Origin of the sequence: Methylibium sp. (assembly GCF_035762065.1) — a bacterium.
In the GTDB taxonomy this organism is placed as follows: Bacteria; Pseudomonadota; Gammaproteobacteria; order Burkholderiales; family Burkholderiaceae_C; genus Methylibium.
Window position 1 is genome coordinate 20,471 of sequence record NZ_DASTPW010000014.1, and the last position, 21,016, is coordinate 41,486.

Annotated in this window: 20 protein-coding genes and 2 tRNA genes; 12 read left to right on the forward strand and 10 right to left on the reverse strand. The window is 71.8% G+C overall.

Features of this window, described 5'->3' with window-relative positions:
* The first annotated feature begins 10 nt into the window (after positions 1-10).
* Positions 11-1,492, forward strand: a complete 1,482-nt coding sequence (gene rng, locus VFR90_RS04845) for a ribonuclease G (RefSeq protein ID WP_326404932.1) — start codon at positions 11-13, stop codon at positions 1,490-1,492.
* A gap of 27 nt (positions 1,493-1,519) precedes the next feature.
* Here rng and selD read toward each other — a convergent pair whose 3' ends face one another.
* Complete coding sequence (gene selD / locus VFR90_RS04850) at positions 1,520-2,566, reverse strand: selenide, water dikinase SelD (RefSeq protein WP_326404934.1); 1,047 nt, start codon at positions 2,564-2,566, stop codon at positions 1,520-1,522.
* Positions 2,563-3,564 carry a selenoneine biosynthesis selenosugar synthase SenB gene (gene senB, locus VFR90_RS04855; RefSeq protein ID WP_326404936.1) on the reverse strand — a complete coding sequence of 334 codons (1,002 nt, stop codon included), beginning with the start codon at positions 3,562-3,564 and terminating at the stop codon, positions 2,563-2,565. The genes selD and senB overlap by 4 nt, the downstream gene beginning before the upstream one ends.
* 144 nt (positions 3,565-3,708) lie before the next feature.
* Between senB and VFR90_RS04860 the strand changes: the two genes are divergently transcribed.
* The 5 genes from VFR90_RS04860 (at position 3,709) to VFR90_RS04880 (ending at position 8,302) form a co-directional block, all read left to right on the forward strand.
* The gene (locus tag VFR90_RS04860) at positions 3,709-4,587 is read left to right on the forward strand and encodes a putative selenate ABC transporter substrate-binding protein (protein ID WP_414676490.1); all 879 of its coding nucleotides are present in this window, start codon (positions 3,709-3,711) and stop codon (positions 4,585-4,587) included.
* A 21-nt stretch (positions 4,588-4,608) separates the two neighbouring features.
* Complete coding sequence (locus VFR90_RS04865) at positions 4,609-5,430, forward strand: phosphonate ABC transporter ATP-binding protein (RefSeq protein ID WP_326404939.1); 822 nt, start codon at positions 4,609-4,611, stop codon at positions 5,428-5,430.
* A gap of 13 nt (positions 5,431-5,443) precedes the next feature.
* Entirely contained in the window at positions 5,444-6,280 is an 837-nt protein-coding gene (locus VFR90_RS04870) for a PhnE/PtxC family ABC transporter permease (protein WP_326404940.1), read from the forward strand.
* 7 nt (positions 6,281-6,287) lie between these two features.
* The gene (gene phnE / locus VFR90_RS04875; RefSeq protein ID WP_326404941.1) at positions 6,288-7,127 is read left to right on the forward strand and encodes a phosphonate ABC transporter, permease protein PhnE; all 840 of its coding nucleotides are present in this window, start codon (positions 6,288-6,290) and stop codon (positions 7,125-7,127) included.
* A 77-nt stretch (positions 7,128-7,204) separates the two neighbouring features.
* Entirely contained in the window at positions 7,205-8,302 is a 1,098-nt protein-coding gene (locus VFR90_RS04880) for a glycosyltransferase family 9 protein (protein ID WP_326404942.1), read from the forward strand.
* Positions 8,303-8,304: 2 nt separating this feature from the next.
* Here the strand turns inward: VFR90_RS04880 and VFR90_RS04885 are convergent, their stop codons facing one another.
* The 8 genes from VFR90_RS04885 to VFR90_RS04920 all read right to left on the reverse strand — a co-directional run bounded on the left by VFR90_RS04885 (position 8,305) and on the right by VFR90_RS04920 (position 16,876).
* Positions 8,305-9,351: a glycosyltransferase family 2 protein gene (locus VFR90_RS04885; RefSeq protein ID WP_326404943.1), complete on the reverse strand. Its 1,047-nt coding sequence runs from the start codon at positions 9,349-9,351 to the stop codon at positions 8,305-8,307.
* A complete protein-coding gene (locus VFR90_RS04890) occupies positions 9,348-10,202 on the reverse strand; it encodes a glycosyltransferase family 2 protein (RefSeq protein ID WP_326404944.1) in 855 nt (284 codons plus the stop codon). The genes VFR90_RS04885 and VFR90_RS04890 overlap by 4 nt, the downstream gene beginning before the upstream one ends.
* Positions 10,199-10,990: an FkbM family methyltransferase gene (locus VFR90_RS04895; RefSeq protein WP_326404945.1), complete on the reverse strand. Its 792-nt coding sequence runs from the start codon at positions 10,988-10,990 to the stop codon at positions 10,199-10,201. The genes VFR90_RS04890 and VFR90_RS04895 overlap by 4 nt, the downstream gene beginning before the upstream one ends.
* A gap of 7 nt (positions 10,991-10,997) precedes the next feature.
* Positions 10,998-11,912 carry a class I SAM-dependent methyltransferase gene (locus VFR90_RS04900; protein WP_326404946.1) on the reverse strand — a complete coding sequence of 305 codons (915 nt, stop codon included), beginning with the start codon at positions 11,910-11,912 and terminating at the stop codon, positions 10,998-11,000.
* Between the two features lie 36 nt (positions 11,913-11,948).
* On the reverse strand, positions 11,949-13,340 hold the full coding sequence (locus tag VFR90_RS04905; RefSeq protein WP_326404947.1) for a methyltransferase domain-containing protein: 1,392 nt from the start codon (positions 13,338-13,340) through the stop codon (positions 11,949-11,951).
* Between the two features lie 149 nt (positions 13,341-13,489).
* A complete protein-coding gene (locus tag VFR90_RS04910) occupies positions 13,490-14,311 on the reverse strand; it encodes a glycosyltransferase family 2 protein (protein WP_326404948.1) in 822 nt (273 codons plus the stop codon).
* Between the two features lie 10 nt (positions 14,312-14,321).
* Complete coding sequence (gene msbA / locus VFR90_RS04915) at positions 14,322-16,079, reverse strand: lipid A export permease/ATP-binding protein MsbA (RefSeq protein ID WP_326404949.1); 1,758 nt, start codon at positions 16,077-16,079, stop codon at positions 14,322-14,324.
* Positions 16,076-16,876: a glycosyltransferase family 2 protein gene (locus tag VFR90_RS04920; protein ID WP_326404950.1), complete on the reverse strand. Its 801-nt coding sequence runs from the start codon at positions 16,874-16,876 to the stop codon at positions 16,076-16,078. The genes msbA and VFR90_RS04920 overlap by 4 nt, the downstream gene beginning before the upstream one ends.
* 221 nt (positions 16,877-17,097) lie before the next feature.
* On the opposite strand from VFR90_RS04920, the gene tolB reads away from it, so the two are divergent.
* The 6 genes from tolB (at position 17,098) to VFR90_RS04950 (ending at position 20,879) form a co-directional block, all read left to right on the forward strand.
* Positions 17,098-18,387: a Tol-Pal system beta propeller repeat protein TolB gene (gene tolB, locus VFR90_RS04925; RefSeq protein ID WP_326404951.1), complete on the forward strand. Its 1,290-nt coding sequence runs from the start codon at positions 17,098-17,100 to the stop codon at positions 18,385-18,387.
* Positions 18,388-18,476: 89 nt separating this feature from the next.
* Positions 18,477-19,010, forward strand: coding sequence for a peptidoglycan-associated lipoprotein Pal (gene pal / locus VFR90_RS04930; RefSeq protein ID WP_326404952.1), 534 nt, complete (start codon positions 18,477-18,479; stop codon positions 19,008-19,010).
* Complete coding sequence (gene ybgF / locus VFR90_RS04935; protein ID WP_326404953.1) at positions 19,007-19,843, forward strand: tol-pal system protein YbgF; 837 nt, start codon at positions 19,007-19,009, stop codon at positions 19,841-19,843. Before pal ends, ybgF begins: the two co-directional genes overlap by 4 nt.
* Positions 19,840-20,649 carry a tRNA threonylcarbamoyladenosine dehydratase gene (locus tag VFR90_RS04940; RefSeq protein WP_326404954.1) on the forward strand — a complete coding sequence of 270 codons (810 nt, stop codon included), beginning with the start codon at positions 19,840-19,842 and terminating at the stop codon, positions 20,647-20,649. The genes ybgF and VFR90_RS04940 overlap by 4 nt, the downstream gene beginning before the upstream one ends.
* A 40-nt stretch (positions 20,650-20,689) precedes the next feature.
* Positions 20,690-20,762: transfer RNA gene (locus VFR90_RS04945), tRNA-Lys, on the forward strand.
* A 41-nt stretch (positions 20,763-20,803) separates the two neighbouring features.
* A tRNA-Lys gene (locus tag VFR90_RS04950) sits at positions 20,804-20,879 on the forward strand.
* Positions 20,880-21,016 lie beyond the last annotated feature (137 nt).

The window sequence follows — 21,016 nt, forward strand, 5'->3', positions numbered from 1 at the left end:
CCATCGCCGCATGCAGGACATCCTGATCAACTGGTCGCCGCAGGAGACGCGGGTCGCGATCGTCGAGAACGGCGCAGTGCAGGAGCTGCACTTGGAACGCGCGCTCGAGCGCGGGCTCGTGGGCAACATCTACGCCGGCCGCGTCGCCAGGGTGCTGCCCGGCATGCAGAGCGCGTTCATCGACATCGGGCTCGAGCGCGCCGCCTTCCTCCACGTGGCCGACCTCCAGCGCGACGACTCCGGCACCGGCGCCGGCCGTGCCGAGCACACGGCGCCGCTGCCCATCGAGAAGCAGGTCTTCGAAGGCCAGACGCTGGTGGTGCAGGTCATCAAGGATCCGATCGGCAGCAAGGGCGCGAGGCTGTCGGCGCAGATCAGCATCGCCGGTCGGCTGCTCGTGTTCCTGCCGGCCGACGGCCGCATCGGCATCAGCCAGAAGATCGGCTCGCACGAGCTGCGCGAGCAGCTGCGCCAGCGGATGCAGGCGCTGGTGGGTGCGGGCGGACAGCAGCAGCCGGGCGGCTTCATCCTGCGCACCAATGCGGAAGAGGCGAGCGACGCCGAACTCGCCGACGACATCGCCTACCTGCGCCGCACCTGGGCCGACATCCGCGAGCGTGCCGTCAAGTCCGCGGCCGGCGCGCTGCTGCACCAGGACCTGAACCTTGCGCAGCGGGTCTTGCGCGACATGACCAACGACCGCACGCAGTCCGTGCGCATCGATTCGCGGATGCAGTTCGATGCGCTGCGCACCTTCGGCGAGCAGTACACGCCGAGCGCGGTCGCGCGCTTGCAGCACTACCAGGGCGAGCGGCCGATCTTCGACCTGTTCGGCATCGACCAGGAGATCGAGCGCGCGCTCGCGCGGCGCGTGGACCTGAAGAGCGGCGGCTACCTGATCATCGACCAGACCGAAGCGCTGACGACGGTGGACGTGAACACCGGCGGCTACGTCGGCGCGCGCAACTTCGACGACACGATCTTCAAGACCAACCTCGAAGCCGCGCTCGCGATCGCGCGCCAGCTGCGGCTGCGCAACCTGGGCGGAATCATCATCCTGGACTTCATCGACATGGCCCGCGAAGAGCACCGCGAGGCCGTGCTTGCCGAGCTGCGCAAGCAACTTGCGCGCGACCGCACCAAGGTCACGGTGAGCGGCTTCACGCAGCTCGGCCTCGTCGAGATGACACGCAAGCGCACCCGCGAGAGCCTCGCGCACATGCTCTGCGAGCCTTGCCCCACCTGCCAGGGCCGCGGCCAGGTGAAGACGCCGCGCAGCGTCTGCTACGACATCCTGCGCGAGATCCTGCGCGAGGCGCGCCAGTTCAACCCGCGCGAGTTCCGCGTGATCGCCTGCGCCGCGGTCGTCGAGACGCTGCTCGACGAGGAGAGCCCGCACCTCGCCGGCCTGAGCGACTTCATCGGCAAGCCGATCTCGCTGAGCGCCGAGCCTTCGATGACCCCGGAGCAGTACGACATCGTGCTGCTCTAGCGAACCTTTAGCGCACCTGGCGGCGGCTCACCCGACCACCACGCTCGCCGCGGGCGCCGCCCGCACCTCGCCCACCACCGCCGCGCGCTCGAAGCCGTGCCGCCGGAACACCGCCAGCACCGCGTCGAGCGCTGCGGGCTCGCACGACACCAGCAGCCCGCCGCTCGTCTGCGGGTCGGTCAGCAGCGCCCTGTCTTCGTCGGCGAAGCGGTCCGGCAGCCGGACGTCGGCGCCGTAGCCCGACCAGTTGCGTCCCGACGCGCCCGTGACGAAGCCGTGCGTCGCCAGCTCGCGCACGCCGTCGAGCAGCGGCACCCGGGCCCAGTCGATGTGCACCGCGCAGCGCGCGCCGCGTGCCAGCTCCAGCGCGTGGCCGGCGAGGCCGAAGCCGGTGACGTCGGTCAAGGCGTGCACCCCGTCAAGCGCCGCGAGATCGGGTCCTGGCGTGTTGAGCTTGGTGGTGCTGGCGATCATTCGCGCATAGCCGTCGGCGCCGAGCCGCTCCTTCTTCAAGGCCGCCGACATCACGCCGACACCGAGCGGCTTGCCGAGCACCAGCAGATCGCCCGGCCGCGCATCGGCGTTGCGCTTGACGCGCTTCGGATGCACCAGCCCCAGCGCGACCAGCCCGTAGATCGCCTCGACCGAGTCGATCGTGTGCCCGCCGGCGATCGGGATGCCGGCTTCGCGGCAGATCGACGCGCCGCCTTCGAGCACGCGGCCGATCGTCTGCGGCGACAGCAGGTCGATCGGCATGCCCACCAGCGCCAGCGCCAGGATCGGCCGGCCGCCCATCGCGTAGACGTCGCTGATCGCATTGGTCGCGGCGATGCGGCCGAAGTCGTGCGGGTCGTCGACGATCGGCATGAAGAAGTCGGTCGTGGCGATCAGCGCCTGCTCGTCGTTGAGCTGGTAGACGGCCGCGTCGTCGGCGGTCTCGATGCCCACCAGCAGGGCCGCAGGCACCGGCAGGGCCGCGGTGCCCTTCAGGATCTCCGAGAGCACGCCCGGCGCGATCTTGCAGCCGCAGCCGCCGCCATGGGAAAGCGAAGTGAGGCGAGGTTCCTGGTTCATCGCGAACGTCCTGAAAGGGAAGGGTTGCGGCCGGCAAGCAGCGCATCGACCAGCTGGTGAAGCGCGGCACTTTCGGCCTCGGGGGAGAACAGCGGCGCGCGCGTCGCCAACCGATCGCGCAGCGCCTGCAGCCACGCCGGTTCGTCGCGGGCGCGCTCGACCAGCCGCGCCAGCGCCGCGTCGTCGCCGACGTCGAACACCGCGTCGTGGTCGGCACCGAGCAGCCCGAGGTTGCCGTCGATGCGCGAGGCGATCACCGGCGTGCCGGCGCGGATCGCCTCGACGACGACATGCGCGCCGCCCTCGATGCGGCTCGGGTGGATCAACACATGCGCCGCGCCGATGTGCGCGAGCGTCTCCTCGTGCGGCAGGCCGCCGAGCCAGCGGTAGTTGGGCAGCGTGGCCGCGGTCGCCGCGGCCTCGCGGCCGAGCCCGGCATCGAGGGCGCTGCCGATGTGGTCGATCGCGATGTCGCCGCGATGCGCGAGCCGCTGCGCGGCGCGGAAGGCGCAGCGCGGGTCCTTCTCCTCGCGCAGGTGGCCGACCAGCACCGCGCGCAGCTGCGCATCGCTCTTCGGCGCCGAGCTGCGCGCCGCGCAGGACTGCAGCACGACGTGGCACTTCGACTGCAGCGCGGTCGGCAGCCGCCGCGCGCCATAGGCGTTGAGCACCACCAGCGCGTCGGCCGCGGCGAGCGATCGTTGCGCGGCGGCGTCCAACTCGATGTCGCGGTAGAGATCGGTGCCGGTCAGCGCGAGCAGCAGCGCTGCGCCGGGCCGCGCGCGTCGCCAGGCGTCCACCGAGTCCGCCGAGCGGCGCGCATGCAGCGCGAGCATCAGGTCTTCGCCGAGCGGAGCGTCGGCTTCGCTCCAGTGGTCGGTCAGCCGCACGCGATGCGCATTGCTTAGCATCGCGGCCCATCGATGCGCGGTCTGCCAATTGCCGTTGTTGGCTGCGGCGAGCGCGGGAGTGACGATGACCAGGGCTGCACGATGCACGCAGCGAGCCTAACGCCACCGGGCGAGCGGGCGCGCCGCGCCTTCGCCGCCGATCGCAACGACGTCGCCGCCGGCTTTCGCACGTGCAGGCTTTGACGCGCCGGTAGAGTCCGCGCGCGCCGTGCCGGCGTCGCCCACAAGGAAATGACCATGCCCGATCCGACCCGCTCCTCGCTCGTCCGCGGCTTCGCCGGTGCCCTGCTCGCCGCGGCCTGCACGTGGCTCGCCCCCGTGCAGGCGCAGCAGGTGCTTCGGGTCACCGCGATCCCCGACGAGGCGCCGACCGAGCTCGCGCGCAAGGCCGCGCCGCTGGTGCGCTACCTCGAATCGAAGCTCGGCGTGAGGGTCGAGTTCACGCCGGTGACCGACTACGCCGCGGCGGTCGAGACGATGGTCAGCCGCAAGGTGGATCTGGCCTGGTTCGGCGGTTTCACCTTCGTGCAGGCGAACGCCCGCTCGGGCGGGAAGATGATCCCGCTGGTCCAGCGCGAGGAGGACGAACGGTTCCGCTCCGTCTTCATCACCGCCGACCCGGCGATCAAGACGCTCGCCGACCTCAAAGGCAAGGACGTCAGCTTCGGCTCGCAGAGCAGCACCTCGGGTCACCTCATGCCGCGCAGCTTCCTGCTGCAGGCGGGGGTCGATCCGGACCGCGATTTCCGCCGCGTCGCCTTCAGCGGCGCACACGACGCGACGATCGCCGCCGTCGCTTCCGGCAAGGTGCAGGCCGGCGCGCTGAACATCTCGGTGTGGGACAAGTTCGTCGCCGAGAAGAAGGTCGACGCCGACAAGGTCAAGGTTTTCTACACGACGCCGCCGTACTACGACTACAACTGGACCGTGCATGCCGAGATGCCGGCCGCGCTGCGCGAGAAGCTCGCGCAGGCGATGCTCGCGCTCAGCCGCGACAACCCCGAAGGCAAGGAGATCCTCGAGCTTCAGCGCGCGACCCGGTTCGTGCCGACCAAGGCGGACAACTACAAGGGCATCGAGGCCGCGGCGCGCAGCGCGTCCTTGTTGTGAGGCGAAGCTGAGGCGCTGACGATGTCCTTGCGACTGCGTGCGTTCGACGCACGCCACCCGGCCGCCCGTGCCGGCGCGGCGCCCGCCCTGCAGCACATCGAACTGAGCATCGCGGCCGGCGAACGGCTCGCGGTGATCGGCCCCTCGGGGGCCGGCAAGACGACGCTGATGCAAGCGATGGCGCTCGCGCTGCCGCCCTCGGCCGGGACGCTGGAGCTCGACGGCCGCGAGCCGTGGCGCGCGAGCCGGCGCGAGCTGCAGCGCCTGCGCGGCACGCTGTTCCTCGCGCCGCAGTTGCCGCCGCTGCCGCCGCGGCAGCGCGTCGTCACCGCGGTGCTCGCGGCGCGGTTGCCGGCGATGAGCCTCGCGGCAAGCCTGCGATCGCTGGTCTACCCGAGCGACATCCCGGCCGCGCACGACGCGCTCGACCGCTTCGACCTCGCCGACAAGCTCTTCGAGCGCGTCGATCGGCTCTCGGGCGGCGAGCGCCAGCGCGTCGCGCTCGCGAGGGCGCTGCTCGCGCCGGCGCGGCTGTGGCTGATCGACGAGCCGTTGTCCGCGCTGGATCCGGTGCGCTCGCTGCAGGCGCTGCAGGTGCTCCTGGCGGTCGCGCGCGAGCGGGGCGTCACGGTGGTCGCGACGCTGCACCAGGTCGAACTGGCACGCGCGCACTTTCCCCGCCTGGTCGGCCTGCGCGACGGCCGCGTGGCCTTCGACCTGCCGGCCGGCGCGGTGAACGCCACGCACCTGGCCAGCCTCTACGGCGACGAGAACCGAAGCGAGGCCGGCATCGCGGCCGATGCGGACCGCAGCCCGCAGGCCGCGAGCAACTTCTGGCGCTGATCGCCGTGCCGCGATGAGCACCGTGCGACTGCGACGCGACGCTGCACGCGACCCGGCCTGGCTCGGCCGCGTGTTCTGGTTCGCAGCGGGCCTCGCACTGCTCGCGCCGCTGCTGCAGGCGACCGAGTTCAAGCCGTGGCAGCTGGTCGACGCACGCAGCCTCGATGCGACGGGCCGCTTCGTCGCGAGCTTTTTCCCGCCCGCGCACGCGCCGGAATTCCTGCGGCTGGTCGCGCTCGAGACCTGGCGCACCGTCGCGATCGCGACCGCCGGCCTTGCGCTCGCGCTGCTCATTGCCGTGCCGGCCACGCTGCTGTCCACGCGCGCGCTGTCGATCTCGGCGCTTGCAGGCCGGACGGCGTTCGGGCCGTTCTGGCTGCGGCAGGCGGTGCGCTGGGGCCTGGTGGTGCTGCGCAGCGTGCCGGAGCTGGTCTGGGCGCTGGTCTTCGTGCGCGTCGTCGGGCTGGGGCCCACGGCCGGCGTGCTCGCGATCGCGCTGACCTACGGCGGCATGCTGGGCAAGGTCTACGCCGAGATCCTCGAAAGCGGCGACGCGCACGCTGCGCAGGCGCTGCTGCGCAACGGCAGCAGCCGGATGCAGGCCTTCTGCTACGCGCTGCTGCCGCAGAACGCGAACGAGCTGGTCAGCTACACCGTCTACCGCTGGGAGTGCGCGGTCCGCAGCTCGGTGGTGCTCGGCTTCGTCGGCGCCGGCGGGCTCGGGCAGCTGCTGGACGGCTCGATGAAGATGTTCGCCGGCGGCGAGGTGTTGACGATGCTGGCGGTGTTCGTCGCGCTGGTGGCGCTGGCCGACCGCCTGAGTTCGCGGCTGCGCGCCGACCTGGGTTAAGCCGCCGATGAAGCCGCTGCCCGCCGCCGCGAACCGGCCTTACCGGCTGCCGCCGCCGCTCTTCAGCGCGCGCTGCCGGCTGTGCTGGCTCGCGATGGGCGCGCTGCTGCTGGTCGTCGCGAGCTTCGTCTCGCTCGACTTGCAGTGGGCGCCGTTCTTCTCGGCCGAATCGCTGCGCGGCATGGCGCGCTTCGCCGGCGAGTTCTTTCCGCCCGACACCTCGCCCGCCTTCCTGGGCAGGGTCGCCATCGCGACCTGGGAGACGCTCGCGATGTCGCTGGTCGGCACGCTGCTCGCGGCGCTCGCGGGCGCCGTGCTCGCCTTGCCGGCCAACGCGGCGAGCCGGGCAGGGCGCGGCCCCGCGACGGCGCTCATCGTCGCGACGCGGTGGGTGCTCAACGCGCTGCGCGCGATCCCGGAGCTGGTCTGGGCGGCCTTGCTGTTGATCGCCGCGGGCCTGGGCCCCTTCGCCGGCACGCTGGCGCTGGCCGCGCACACCACCGGCGTGCTCGGCCGGCTGTTCGCCGAAGCGATCGAGAACGCGCCGCCCGGGCCGGCCGCCGCGCTGCGCACGCAAGGCGCCGGCCGCGTCGCGGTGTTCTTCTATGCCACCTTGCCCCAGGTGCTGCCGCAGATGGCGAGCTACACGCTCTACCGCTGGGAGAACAACATCCGCGCGGCCGCGGTGCTCGGCGTCGTCGGCGCCGGCGGGCTGGGGCAGCTGCTCGCCTTCCACCTCGGCCTGTTCCACATGGGCAAGACCGCGACGATCGTCGCCGCGATGCTGCTTGCGGTGCTGGCCGTCGATGCGGCGAGCTACGCGGTGCGGCGGGGTCTGATGCGCTGAGCGCTCGAGGTGCCGACCGAGCCGCCACAGCTAGAGTGAGGACACCTTGTTTCCGTGCCGAAGCTGAATCGATCCGCATGACCCGCGACGACGACTTCCGCTCCGTCCTCGTCGTCTGCACCCGCCAGATCGGCGACGTGCTGCTCACCACGCCCTTGATCGCCGCCGCGCAGGCGCGCTGGCCGCAAGCGCGCATCGACGTGCTCGGCTTCGCCGGCACGCTGGGCATGCTGCGCGGCAACCGGTGCATTGGCGAGCTCATCGAGGTGCCGCCGGGCAGCGGGTGGTGGGCCTCGCTCGGCTTGATCCGCCGGCTGTGGCGGCGCTACGACCTCGCCTTGATCACGCAGCGCAGCGACCGCGCCTTCTGGTACGGGCTCGTGGCCGCGCGGCGGCGCGCCGGGTTGTTGATGGGCCCGCGCCGCTTCGACTGGTGGAAGCGACCCTTCCTCGCGCACGGCGTGGTGATCACCGACGCGCATGCGCATGCGGTGACCGAGAAGCTGGCACTGCTGCAACCCTGGCTCGGCGCGAAGGCCGAAGCCGCGGCCCTGCACGTCGAGCCGCCGGCCGCGCGCGAGCTGCCGGCGGCGCTCGGCTCGCGGCTGCGGGCGCGCTACCTCGTCGTGCATGCGCCGTCGATGTGGCGCTACAAGCAGTGGCCGGTCGAGCACTTCCGCGTGTTGGTCGGCGCGCTGCTGGCCGATGGCCACCAGGTGGTGCTGAGCGGCAGCGGCGGCGCCAACGACCAGGCGGTGGTCGCGGCCCTGCGCGACCTGGCGCCGACGCCGGCACTGCTCGACGCCTCCGGCCAGCTCGATCTCGACCAGCTCGGCACGCTGCTGCGCGGCGCGGCGCTCTACGTCGGCCCCGACACCTCGATCACCCACCTGGCCGTCGCCTGCGGAACGCCGACGATCGCGCTGTACGGACCGACGCCGCCGACCGTCTGGGGGCCGTGGCCGCAGGGCCATCCCGCCGGCAAGCCCTGGCAGCCGGTCGCGCTGCTGCAGCGCCGAGGAAGCCTGACGCTGATGCAGGGCCCGGCGCCATGCGTGCCGTGCGGGCGCGCCGGCTGCGAGGACCACCCGGGCAGCCGCGCCGACTGCCTGCAGGCGCTCGACCCGCAGCGCGTGCTCGCCGAAGCGCGCGAGCGCCTCCGCGCGGCACGCTGAACTCAGGCGCCGCCGGCGTCGCGCTGCGCCTTCAGCCGGGCTTCGTGCCGCGCGCGCCAGTAGCGGCGGTGGAACAGCTGCAGCACGCTCTTGACCCGGAACGTGGCCTGCGGAAACGCCGAGTGCAGCAGCTTGCGCAGCCGCCAGCCGGTGGCCAGCGGTGCGGCTTCCCGATAGGCCTGCCAGCGCGCGGGCCAGTCGGGCTGCGCGAGCAGCGTGCGCAGGTAGCGGTCGCGCCGCATCGGCCGGGCCATCAGCGCGCGCATCGCGTCGCCGTGGCCCGCGCGTTCGGCATCGGCGACAAGCTGGCGCATTTCGGCAAGCAAGCGGTCGAGCTGGCGTTCGGTCCAGTGGCCCTGGTCCTCGGCGCTCTCGAAGCCCGGCTTGACCGAGGTACCGCCGCGCCGGTAGTGCACGAGCGGCGCCTCGACCGTGATCGCCCCGCCCGCGGCGATCGCGCGGAACACCATGATCTGGTCCTCGTAGGCGATGCCCGCGTCCAGCGGCCCGAAGCGCTCCATCAGCCGGCGCGTGAACGCATGGCCCGCGCCGACGATGTACGGCCGGCGCCGCATCCAGTCGCCGACATCTCGCCACCGCGCGAGGTCGTCGACCTCGATCGGCCCGTGCAGCACGCCCGCCGCGTCCATGTCGACCAGGTGGCTGGCGATCAGGTCCGGGCGGCCGCCGTGCGCCTGCCAGGCCTCCACCAGCCGGCGCACGCGGTCGGGCGTCGAGATATCGTCGCCCGCCGCCGTGATCAGCAGCTCGCCGCTCGCGAAGCGCAGCAGCTCGTTGTAGTGGCCGGCGATGCCGAGGTTCGCGCCGCGGGGGCGCAGCCGCACGCGGTGCGGGCCGCGGTAGTCGCGCGCCAGCGCCTCGAGCCGCTCGAAGCTGCCGTCGCTGGAGCCGTCGTCGGACAGCACGATCTCGATCGGCGGGCAGTCCTGCGCGAACGCCGCCTGCACCGCGGTGTCGAGCAGCTCGCGCTGCTGGTAGGTCAGCAGCAGCAGGCTGACGCGGGCGAAGTCGTCGGCCCGCGCGCTCAAGAGCCGCGCCCCGGTGCCGGCCTGCGCTGCAGCAGCAGGCCGAGGTAGCTTCCGACGAAGCTCAGGCACGCACGCCACTCGCCGCGCTTGCGGTGGTGATTGGCCCAACTCAGCAGCCGGCGTTGCAACGGCCAGGTTTCGGGGCGCGCGGCGCGGCGGTGCAGTTCGAGGCGGATGCGCTCGGGCATCTCGGCGAGGAAGCGTTCGTCCACCGCGCCAGCGCTCATGCCGGTGGCCGCGTAGTCGGCGACGACGAGGTCGATCCAGCGCATCGGGTGCGCAAGTGCGGCGCGCAGGTTGAAGTCCCAGTCGGCGTAGAGGCGAAAGCGCAGGTCGAAGCCGCCGAGTTCGTCGAACAGCTCGCGGCGGTAGAAGACCGACTGCTGGCACAGGTTGCGGCCGAGCAGCCCGGCGGTCGTCAGCGCGCCGGTGTAGCGGCTGCCGCGCGCACCGACCGGGCCGTCGGCCATCGCCCGCACGTCGCCGTAGACGACCGCCGCGTCGCGCTCGGCCTCGAGCGCTTCGGCGGCGCGCGCGAGCGTGTCGTCGGCGTGCAGCCGGTCGTCGCTGCCGAGCACGAGGAACCAGCGGCCGCGGGCGCGTCGCACGCCGTGGTTGATCGCGTCGTAGACGCCCGAGTCGCGCCGCGACTCGATCGACAGCGCCGGCAGGCGCATGGAGAAACCCTCGGCGATCGCCAGCGTCGCGTCGCGCGAGACGCCGTCGCACAGCAGCAGCTCGAAGCCGCGAAAGCTTTGGCGCGCCAGCGACTCGAGCGCCGCGGCGAGCACCGCGGCGCTGTTCATCGTCGGCATGACGATGCTGATGAGCGGCGGCTTGGCCGTGCTCATGCCGCGTGCGCCTGCCGCAGCGCGCGACGCCGGCGCTTCCAGCGATGGAAGCCCCGGCGCAGCCGTTCGGCCAAAGGCAGTTCGACCAAGGCGGCGAGGTCCTCGCGCGCGACGAACACCGCATTGCCGTGCACCGGCACCCGCGCGTTGATCGGCGCGAAGCCGGCATTGACGAAGCGCGGCGCGAGCAGCGCCTCGACGTCGGCCAGCGGGCGCGCGCCTTCGTACACCGCCTCGGTGCTGACTTCCGTGTAGATGAGCCGCAGCTTGGCGAGCAGCTCGCCCGGCAGCGCCGACAGCACCATGTATTCGGCGCCCTGCACGTCGACCAGCAGCGCGTCGGGCGCCGCCAGCCGGTGCTCGGCAAGCACCGAATCGAGCCGGCGCGTGCGCACCTCGATCGTGTCGGGCATGGTCACTTCGGGAAACAGCGACTTGTGCGTGCCGAGCGCGAGCAGCGAGCTCGATTCGCCGTGGTTGCTCGCGACATGGAAGGTGGCCGTGCCGTCGCTGTCGGACACGGCGAACGGGAAGACGCGGATGCGAGCGTCGCGCGCCGCCAGCGCTTCGAGCGCGGCCAGCGGTCCGGGCTGCGGCTCGAACAGGTCGATGCGTTCGAGCGCCGGGAACAGCTTGTCGATCAGCGGCAGCTCGTCGAAGCGGTGCGCGCCGATCACGCTGAGCACCCGCAACTCGCGGGCGATGCGGGTGCCGCGCAGCGCGCGCAGCAGATCGAGGTCGTAGACCGGCTCGCCGCCGGCCAGGATCGAAGCGGATGCAGCGTTCATCGTGGGCTCAGGAAGAGGGCGCCGCGCGGCGCAGGTGGAGCAGCACATGATCGACGACGAGGCCCGGCTCGCCGATGGTCTTCGCCGAGGACGCGGGCCGCAGCGCGGCCGGCAGCAGCGCGCTCAAGCGCCGTTCGAGCAGCTTGCGGCGCAGCCGGCGGCGGCGCCGCGCGAGCAGCGGCGCGTCGTGCGGGGTGGCATAGGCGAAGCGCTGCGCTTCGACCAGTTCGAGCGCGAGCTGCCCGGCCACGATGCGCGCCCAGCCCGGCGAGACGAAGGACAGGTGCTCCGGGAAGCTGCCGTACCACCACGCGCCACCGGCTCGCCGCCACGCCGGCGTTTCGAAGTCGCCGGTCGAGATCAGCAGCGAGCCGCCCGGCGCGAGCTGTTGCGCCAGCGTCGCGACGAACGCGCGCGGGTCGTGCAGGTGCTCGATCACGTCGACCGCGCAGATCACGTCGTAGCGCACCCCGAGCCCGCCGAGGTCGCGGATGCGCGGCGCGACGATGCGGATGCCGCGTTCGCGCGCGCGCCGGCCGGCGGCGGCCGACGCTTCGATGCCGTGCTTCTCCCAGCGATCGCTCGCCGCGGCCAGCAGGGTGCCGTCGTAGCAGCCGACGTCGAGCACCCGCTGCCCGCTCGACGCTTCGAGCCGATCGAGCACCAGGCGCTGGTCGACGCGCAACTCGGTCGCCGTCCACACGCCTTCCGGGGCCGTCGCATAGAGCCGTTCATGGACCGCGGCCTCGGCCACCGGATGCCGCAGGCCGAGTTCGCAAGCGCGGCAGCGGTAGAGCCGCCCGCCGGGCCAGGGCGGCTCGAGCGGCTGGCCGGCGAAGACGTCGGCCGAGGGCATCGGGCCGAGGTCGTCGAGCTCCGCCGCGCCGCATTGACGGCAACTCGGGCCGCTCGGTGTGTCCATCGGCGGCATTGTCGGCGCGGCGGCGCCGGCGCCGGCTCAACGGTGCTCGACGGCCAGGCGCAGGCGCTCGGCGCGCTGCCGCAGCGCCTGCTTGAGCTTGCGCAGGCGTTCGCGCGGCGTCGGCCGCGGGCGCGGATCGAACACCTGCACCAGCGCCAGCCGCGCGACGAAGCGGTCGATCGTGCGTTGCACGCCGGCCGCGTCGGCGCCGTCCGCGGCCGGCTGCTGCAGTTCCGCCAGCGAGGCCAGCGCGCGCGACTTCTGCGCACGCACGCTGGAGCCTGGCAGGCCCTGCTCCTGGTAGAGCTGCATGAGCCGAAGCTCGGTGTAGGGCGCGTCGACGCTGCTCGGCCGCGGCTCGGGGGGCCGCGGCGCGTCGGCCGCAGCGACGAGCGCGACGCGCGCGCACGCGATCAGCGCGCGCCGCTGCGAATAGCGGTGGGCGTCGCTCGCGAACTCCTCGAAACCGACCGCGCGGACCAGATCCATGCGAAACAGGCCGCCCGCGACGAAGGGCTCCGCCGCGAGGCGCCTGCAGGCTTCGTCGCCGCGCACAAGCTCCAGGGTCGTGCCGCCAGGGCCCGGTACGACCGCATCGGCGCGGCGTTCGCGCATCGGCGCGAGATGCTGCGCCAGCCAGGCGGCCGGGCAGCGCTCGCCGGCGCGCGCGAGCAGGAAGTACTCGCCGCCGAGCGCGGGCAGCGCGAAGTTCAGTGCCTGCGGAAGTGAGGCCGCGTGCCGGGGCGGATCGAGACGCCGCACGCGCGCATCGGCCGGCAGCGCCAGGCCGTCGGGCGGGCACAGCGCGACGATCTCCAGATCGTGGTGCGACTGCGCGAGCAGGTCCTCGAGCGTCGCGGCGGCGGCCGCGGCGTCACCACGCGCGTCGAGCGCGATGCTGACGCGCGAGCCGCGCGGCGCGGGTCGCGGGCCGGTGCGCGGCGATTCCACCTTGCGCAGCACCGTCACCAGGTGCTTGCCGCGCCACACGTTCAGGCCGATCTCGAACGCACCTTCGAAGCCGTAGATCACGCCGTGGGGCGCCGGCTCGGCGAAGTACTGCACGAAGGTCTCGAAGGTGATGATGTTGACGTGCGTCGGGTCGCGGAAGGCCTCGACGTGCGGGTAGGCCGGCGTGTACGAGAAGAAAAGCCCGCCCGGCTTCAGCACCCGCCAGACCTCGTTCATCAACTCGACGAACGGGTAGCGCCGCTCCGGCGCGTAGACGATGCGCGGCAGGTGCTCGATGAAGTCGTGCGCGGTGAGGTAGTCGAAGCGGTCGTCGTCGAAGGGGATTGGATCGACCACCAGGTCCGCGCGCCGGATGCGGCCGCCGAGCCCGTCGCGCACATCGACGCCGTACACCTCGTCGGCATGGAAGGGGTTGCGCGGCTGGTCGCCGCAGCCGAGGTCGAGGCTTTTGCTCATCGGGCGGGCCTCCGGCCCGGCGTGCGGGGCACCGGGCGGTCATGGGAACGCCGGACGCTGGCAATCGATGTTCCTTGTCGCGCGATTGCCGCGCGGGCGGTGAAGCCGGGCTTGCGGCGCGCGCGAGCCGGCGCCGCGGCGCCCGAAGCTCAAAGGTAGAGCGCGTCGCGGAAGGCGCCGTCTTCGCGCAGCGCGTGCATCGCGTGCCCGCGCGTGCGGCGCTCCTCGGCGACCCAGCGCCGCGCGCTCTCGCGCCGCTCGCGCTTGAAGCGCTTGCGCGCGAGCCAGCCCATGCCCAACTTCGCGTAGAAGTGGGCGCGGTCGCCGAGGTCGTCGGCACCGGTCTCCTGCTTGATCGCCTTCTGCGTGATCGAGCCGAAGTGGTGCAGCAGCGCATCGCCCACGGTGCCCACGGGCACGCGATGGCGCAGGCAGCGCACCAGGAACTCGACGTCCTCGCGGCCGCCGAGCTGGCGGTCGGTGTCGGGAAAGCCGATGCGCTCGAAGACTTCGCGCCGCACCGCGAAGCACACGCCGTGGAACCAGCCCGGCCGCAGCGCCCCCGCCATCGCCGCGACGAAGGCCTGCGCGTGCGCCGCGAAGTCGTAGTCGAGCGGGCCTTCCACCAGCGAAGGGCTCACCACCTGCAGGCCGTGCCGATCGGCGGCGTCGAGCATGCTCTCCATCGCGCGATCGCAGGCGACGATGTCGTTGTTGAGCAGCACGACCCAGTCGGCGTCGGTCGCGAGCAGGGCGCCCTGCGTCCACGCGCCCCCGCAACCGAGGTTGACGCGGTTGCCGACGCTCGGCAGCTCCGGGTGGGCGGCCAGCCAGGCCGGCGTGTCGTCGCGGCTCGCGTTGTCGATCACCAGCAGCGCCTCGGCCGGCGTGCCGCCGGCGATCAGGCTTTCGACGCACCGCTGGGTGTAGGCCAGCTGGTCCAGCACCGGGATCACGACGCGGTAGCGCAAGGCCCGCTCCTCACTGGTGGAACTGCAGCGCGTGCAGCCGCTTGAACAAACCGCCGCGCGCGAGCAGCTCGGCATGCGTGCCGAGCTCGACGACGCGGCCGTGGTCGAGCACCGCGATGCGATCGACCGATTCGACGGTGGACAGCCGGTGCGCGATGACGATCGAGGTGCGCCCGCTCATCAGCCGCGCGAGCGCGGACTGCACGAGGCGCTCGCTTTCGCTGTCGAGCGCCGAAGTGGCCTCGTCGAGCAGCAGGATCGGCGCGTCCTTGTAGATCGCGCGCGCGATCGCGAGACGCTGGCGCTGCCCGCCGGAGAGCTGGCTGCCGTTGTGGCCGACCGGCGTGTCCATGCCCTGCGGCAGCGACTCGACGAAGCCCAGCAGGTTGGCGCCTTGCAGCGCGGCGACCACCCGCTCTCGATCGATCGCGCCGCCCTCCGCCTCGCCGAAGGCGACGTTGGCGGCGACGCTGTCGTTGAACAGCACCACGTCCTGGCTCACCAGCGCGAACTGCGAACGCAGCGAGGCGAGGTCCCATTCGGGCAGCGGCACGCCGTCGAGCACGAGCTGGCCGGAAGTCGGGTCGAAGAAGCGCGGAAGGAGGTTGATCAGCGTGGACTTGCCGGCGCCCGAGGGGCCGACCAGCGCCAGCGCCTCGCCCGGCTGCACGACGAGATCGACGCCGGCGAGCGCCGTCTGGTCGGCTCGGTAGCTGACGCCGACGTCGCGCAGCTCGATGCGTCCGGCAGCGCGCTGCGCGGTGTGCGTGCCGCCGGTCTCGACCGGCGCGGTGTGCGCAAGCGTCAGCCCGCGCTCGACCGCCGCGAGGCCGCGCGTGACCGGCCCGGCGACGTCGGCCAGGTGCTTGAGCGGCGTGATCATCGCGAGCATCGCCGCCACGTAGGAGAAGAAGCTGCCCACGGTGCCGCCGTCGTTGCGGCTCTGCCAGAGCGCGACCACGACCACCGTGGCGAGCGCACAGGCCGACAGGAGCTGCGTGATCGGCGTGACCGACGAAGCGGCGACCGTCGCCTTCATCAGCAGCTGGCGCAGCTTGCGGCTGGCCTGCTCGAAGCGGCCGAGCTGCGCGTCGCCGGCATCGTGCAGCCTCACCAGGCGCCAGGCCAGCACGTTTTCCTCGACGACGTAGGCCAGCGCATCGGTGGCCTTCTGTCCGGCCACCGTCACCGCGTGCATGCGCTTGCCGAACACGCGCATCACCCAGGCCACCGTGGGGAACAGCAGCGCGATCAACAGCGTGAGCTGCCAGTTCATCCACAGCATGTAGCCGAGCAGGCCGACGACGGTGAGGCTGTCCTTCAGCAGCGTCTGCGTCGCGCCGACCAGCAGCGTCGTGCCGGTCTGGAGCTCGTAGACGACGGTGTTGATCAGGCTGCTGGAGGTCTGCTGCGTCATCACGCTCGGGTGCGAGCCGAGCAGCCGGGCGAACATCGCGCGGCGCATCGCCAGCGTGGCGTCGTTCGAGGCCCAGGCCAGCGCGTAGTTGATGACGAAGCCCGCGAGGCCGCGCACGAGGAAGAGCCCGATGATCACTGCCGGCACCACCCACAGCGGAAAGCCGCCCGGCACGAAGCCGCGGTCGATCAGCGGCTTCATCAGCGCGGCGATGCCGGTCTCGGTGGCGGCGCTGATCGCGGCGCCGCCGAACGCCGCCGCGAAGGCCCAGCGCGTCGGCCGGAAGTAGGGCGCGAGTTCGCGCAGCCTCTCGCGCACGCTGCGCGTCGGCATCGGTACGGTTTCGTTCATCGGCGGACTTCGGCGGCCGCGGCTTCGGGAACGCTCGGGCGCATCGGCGGCCGCTGCAGGAAGCCGAGCTTCAGGTACTTGTAGTAGCTGTACTCGGCGTTGTAGATCGCGAGCATCAAGCCGTGCCGGCCGTCGAGGAAGCCGCGGCGCAGCAGGTAGGTGCGCAAGAAGGCGGCAAGCCCGTGCAGCAACGCGCGACGCAGGCCACCGCGCTTGCCGGCGGCCTGCATGTCGCGCGCATGGCCGCTCGAGTAGCGGTCGAGCTTCTCGAGCACGTCGTGCAGGTCGGGGTAGCTGTAGTGGACGATGCTTTCGCGCAGCGTGCCGACGCGGCCGTTGACCGTCATGTGCGCATGCAGGAAGTGGCCGCTGAAATCGGCCAGCTCGCGCCGGCCGAGGCGTAGTGTGTGATCGGGCCGCCAGCCGCCGTGGTGGATGAAGCGGCCGCAGAACTCGGAAAGGCGCGGGATGCGCCAGCCGTCGTGGGTGCCGGTGCGGATCGCGCCCAGCAGCTCTTCGCGCAGCGCCGGCGAGATGCGCTCGTCCGCGTCGAGCGACAGCACCCACTCGCTCTTGGCCAGGCGGAATCCGCGCGCGACCTGCGGGCCGTAGCCGGGCCAGTCGGTGCGCATCACGGTCGCGCCGGCGGCCTCGGCCAGGGCGACGGTGCGGTCGCGGCTGCCGGAGTCCAGCACCAGCACCTCGTCGGCGAACGAGGCGCTGGCGACGCATTCGGCAATGTTCTTGTCTTCGTCTTTCGCGACGATCACGATCGTCAGCGAGTGCGCGTGGGGCATGGATGCTCGGGGCTCGCCTCTATGATCGGAATTGTCCGCGATCGATGCGGCACGGCCGGCGGATGCTTCGAGCCGCGCCTTCACCGACCCGCCGGTCCGCGCGAACCTTTTGGTTGCGGGCCGCTCCGAAGGGCCGGCGGCGCCGATCGAAGCCGCCGCGCCGTCCAGCTGTTCGAGGCGCTCCGCTTCCCTCACTCCACGCGTCAGCTTTCGACCTGCTCATGCAAAGAAGACAACTGATCCGCCTCGGCGCCGTGCCGGCCGCCACCGGCTTCGCAGGCTTCTGGCCCGGCCTTGCATCGGCGCAGTTCCGCGTCGAGATCTCCGGTGTCGGCGCGACGCAGCTGCCCATCGCGATCGTGCGCTTCCGCGACGAGGAGCGTGCGCCGCAGCCGGTCGGTGCGATCGTCAAGGCCGACCTCGAACGCAGCGGGCTGTTCCGCTCGATCGACGCCGGCGGCGCGGCACTCGACGAAAGCTCCCAGCCCGGCATGAGCGAGTGGCGCGGCAAGGGCGCCGATGCGCTGGTCGCCGGATCGGCGGTGCGGCTGGCGGACGGCCGCTACGACGTGCGCTACCGGCTCTGGGACGTGGTCAAGGGCCAGGACCTGGGCGGCCAGGGCTACGCGGTGCCGGCGGCCGACCTGCGCCTCGCGGCCCACCGCATCGCCGACGCGATCTACGAAAAGCTGACCGGCGAGAAAGGCGTGTTCTCGACGCGCATCGCCTACGTCACGAAGTCCGGGCCGCGCCATACCTTGTGGGTCACCGATGCCGACGGCGAAGGCGGCCAGTCGGCGCTGGCGAGCCCGGAGCCGATCATCTCGCCCGCGTGGTCCCCTGACGGCCGCGAGCTGGCCTACGTCTCGTTCGAGAGCCGCAAGGCGGTCGTCTACGTGCAGGACGTGGCGAGCGGCAAGCGCCGCACGATCGCGGCCTTTCGCGGCACCAACAGCGCGCCGGCCTGGTCGCCTGACGGCAGCCGGCTCGCGATGACGCTGAGCCGCGACGGCGGCTCGCAGCTGTTCGTCATCAACCGCGACGGCGAAGGCCTGAAGCGGCTGACGAACAGCGGCGCGATCGACACCGAGGCGACCTGGTCGCCCGACGGATCGAGGATCTATTTCGTCAGCGACCGCGGCGGCTCGCCGCAGATCTACCGGATGCCCGCCGCCGGCGGCAATGCCGAGCGCGTCACCTTCAACGGCAGCTACAACATCAGCCCGGCGCTCAGCCCCGACGGCCGCTACATGGCCTTCGTCAGCCGCGAAGGCGGCGCGTTCAAGCTGCAGTTGATGGAGCTGGGCGGCGGCGGCGTGCGCGCGCTGACCGACAGCCGCGACGACGAGAGCCCGAGCTTCGCGCCCAACAGCCGCCTCCTCATCTACGCGACCCGCGACGGCGGCCGCGACGTGCTTCAGACCACGACGCTCGATGGCAAGATCAAGGCTCGCCTCGTCTCGACGCAGGCCGACGTGCGCGAACCGGTCTGGGGCCCCTTCGGCCGCTGAGCCGCCGCCGAATCACCCGTTTCCTTGCACCCGAGGCCGAATCCGTCGGCGGCCTCGTGGCTTTCACCAAGACACGACTGGAGGAATGCATGAATCTTTCGAAGCGCTCGTTCTCGACCCTCGCCGCCACCGCGACGCTGCTGCTCGCTACTGCGTGCAGCTCGCCTGTCAAGCTCGACCAGCCGCCGGTCGAGAGCCGCTCGGCGATGCCGAACGACGGGTCCGGCGCCGCCGGCTCGGGCACGAGCCAGTCGCAGGTCGCGAACGTGGACCTGGGCCGCTCGGGCACCGAGGGCCTTGCCAAGGTCGTGTACTTCGACTTCGACAGCTTCGTCGTCCGTGACGAGTACCGACCGGTCGTCGATGCCTACTCGAAGGTCCTGAATGCCGACCGCAAGAAGCGCGTGGTGATCGAGGGCCACACCGACGAGCGCGGTGGCCGTGAGTACAACCTCGCGCTCGGCCAGAAGCGCGCCGAGGCGGTCGCGAAGTCCCTGACGCTGCTGGGCGTCCAGGACAGCCAGATCGAATCGGTGAGCTTCGGCAAGGAACGCCCGGCGGTGCAGGGCGGCGACGAAACCGCGTGGGCGAAGAACCGCCGCGCCGAACTGCGCGATCGATGATGACCCACTTCCGTTGCGGCATCGAGATGTCCCCTCGACGGCGCGCTGCTGGCGGCACGGCCAAGCCGGGCCTGCGGCGGGCGCTTGGTGGGGTGGCTGTCGCGTTGGCCGTTGTCGCGGGGCCGGCGCGCGCCGGCCTGTTCGATGACGACGAGGCGCGCAAGGCCATCCTCGACCTGCGCGCGAAGGTCGAGCAGACCGACCAGGCCGCAAAAGCCCGCGAGGCGGAGTTGCTCGAGCAGGTCAACCAGCTGCGCCGCAGCCTGCTGGACCTGAACGGCACGATCGAGCAGCTGCGCGCCGATATCGCGCGACAGCGTGGCATCGACGAGCAGTTGCAGCGCGACGTCGGCGAGTTGCAGCGCAAGCAGAAGGATGTGCAACAGGGCATCGACGACCGGCTGCGCAAGATCGAGCCGCAGAAGGTCACGCTCGACGGCAAGGAGTTCCTTGCCGACCCCGAAGAGACGCGGCTCTACGGCGAAGCGGTCAACGTGCTGCGGCAAGGCGATTTCGGCGGTGCGGTCGGCGCCTTCGCCGCCTTCCAGAAGCGCTATCCGACCAGCGGCTACTCGACCGCCGCGACCTACTGGCTCGCCAATGCGCACTACGGCAAGCGCGACTACAAGGAAGCGATCCCTGCCTTCCGCGCGCTGGTGAACAGCGCGCCCGATCACCCGCGTGCGCCCGAGGCGCTGTTGTCGATCGCGAACTGCCAACTCGAGCTGAAGGACGCGAAGGCTGCGCGCCGCACGCTCGACGAGCTGCTGAAGACCTACCCGAAGAGCGAAGCCGCGCAGGCGGGCCGCGAACGCATCGCGAGCTTGAAGTGAGCGCGGCGATCGCCGAGCCGGCCCGCGTCGATGCGGCGGCGCTTGTGCCTGACGACGAGCGCCGCTTCGGCGGCTTGCGCCGGCTCTACGGCGAGGCCGATTACCGGCAACTGCGCGCGGCGCATGTCGCGATCGTCGGCGTCGGCGGCGTCGGTTCGTGGACCGCCGAGGCGCTGGCACGCAGCGGGCTTGCGGCGCTCACGTTGATCGATCTCGATCACGTCGCCGAATCGAACATCAACCGGCAGGTGCAGGCGCTCGGCTCGACCATCGGCCGCTCGAAGGTGTCGGCCTTGAGCGAGCGCATCGCCGACATCCACCCTGCCTGCCGCGTGCATCCGGTCGAGGCCTTCGTCGAGGATGCCGACTGGATGGCGCAGCTGCCCGAGTCGGTCGATGTGATCGTGGATGCCTGCGATCACGTGCGGGCCAAGGCCTGGGTCGTCGCCGCAGCGCATGCTGCGGCGCGGCCGGTGATCTGCATCGGCGCGGCCGGCGGAAAGACGGCGGCCGAGCGCGTCGAGGTATCCGACCTCGCCGACGTGACGCACGACCCGCTGCTCGCCGCGCTTCGCCAGCGCCTGCGTCGCGATCACGCCCGGCTGCGTCAGGGTGCCATGCACGTGCGCTGCGTGCATTCCCGCGAGGCGGTGCGTGCACCGGCCGACGCGGCTTGTGCCAGCGGCTTCGAGCGCGACCTCAACTGCCACGGTTACGGCTCGAGCGTCGCGGTCACCGCGACCTTCGGCTTCGTCGCGGCCGGCACCGCGATCGGCGCCTTGCTCGGTCGAGCAACGCAGTCTTGAGAGCCGCGCGGGCTCTGCCTATAATGCGTGGCTCTTCGACGGGTTGTTAGCTCAGTCGGTAGAGCAGCGGACTTTTAATCCGTTGGTCGCAGGTTCGAATCCTGCACAACCCACACCGTGGACCGGCCCTGCGGCAACGCAGCGCAAAGAACACGGGCTCTTAGCTCAGTTGGTAGAGCAGCGGACTCTTAATCCGTAGGTCGAGTGTTCGAGTCACTCAGGGCCCACCAGTAAGAGACCAGGGCTAGCAGGTCCTCACCTGCTAGCCCTCGTCAGCAGGCAAGTTTTCCAGCGTTGACGGGCCTTCCGGGCACCCTCACCTTAGTCCGCCGGTGAAGTAGGCGGACGATCGTTGAAGGGGTCCATC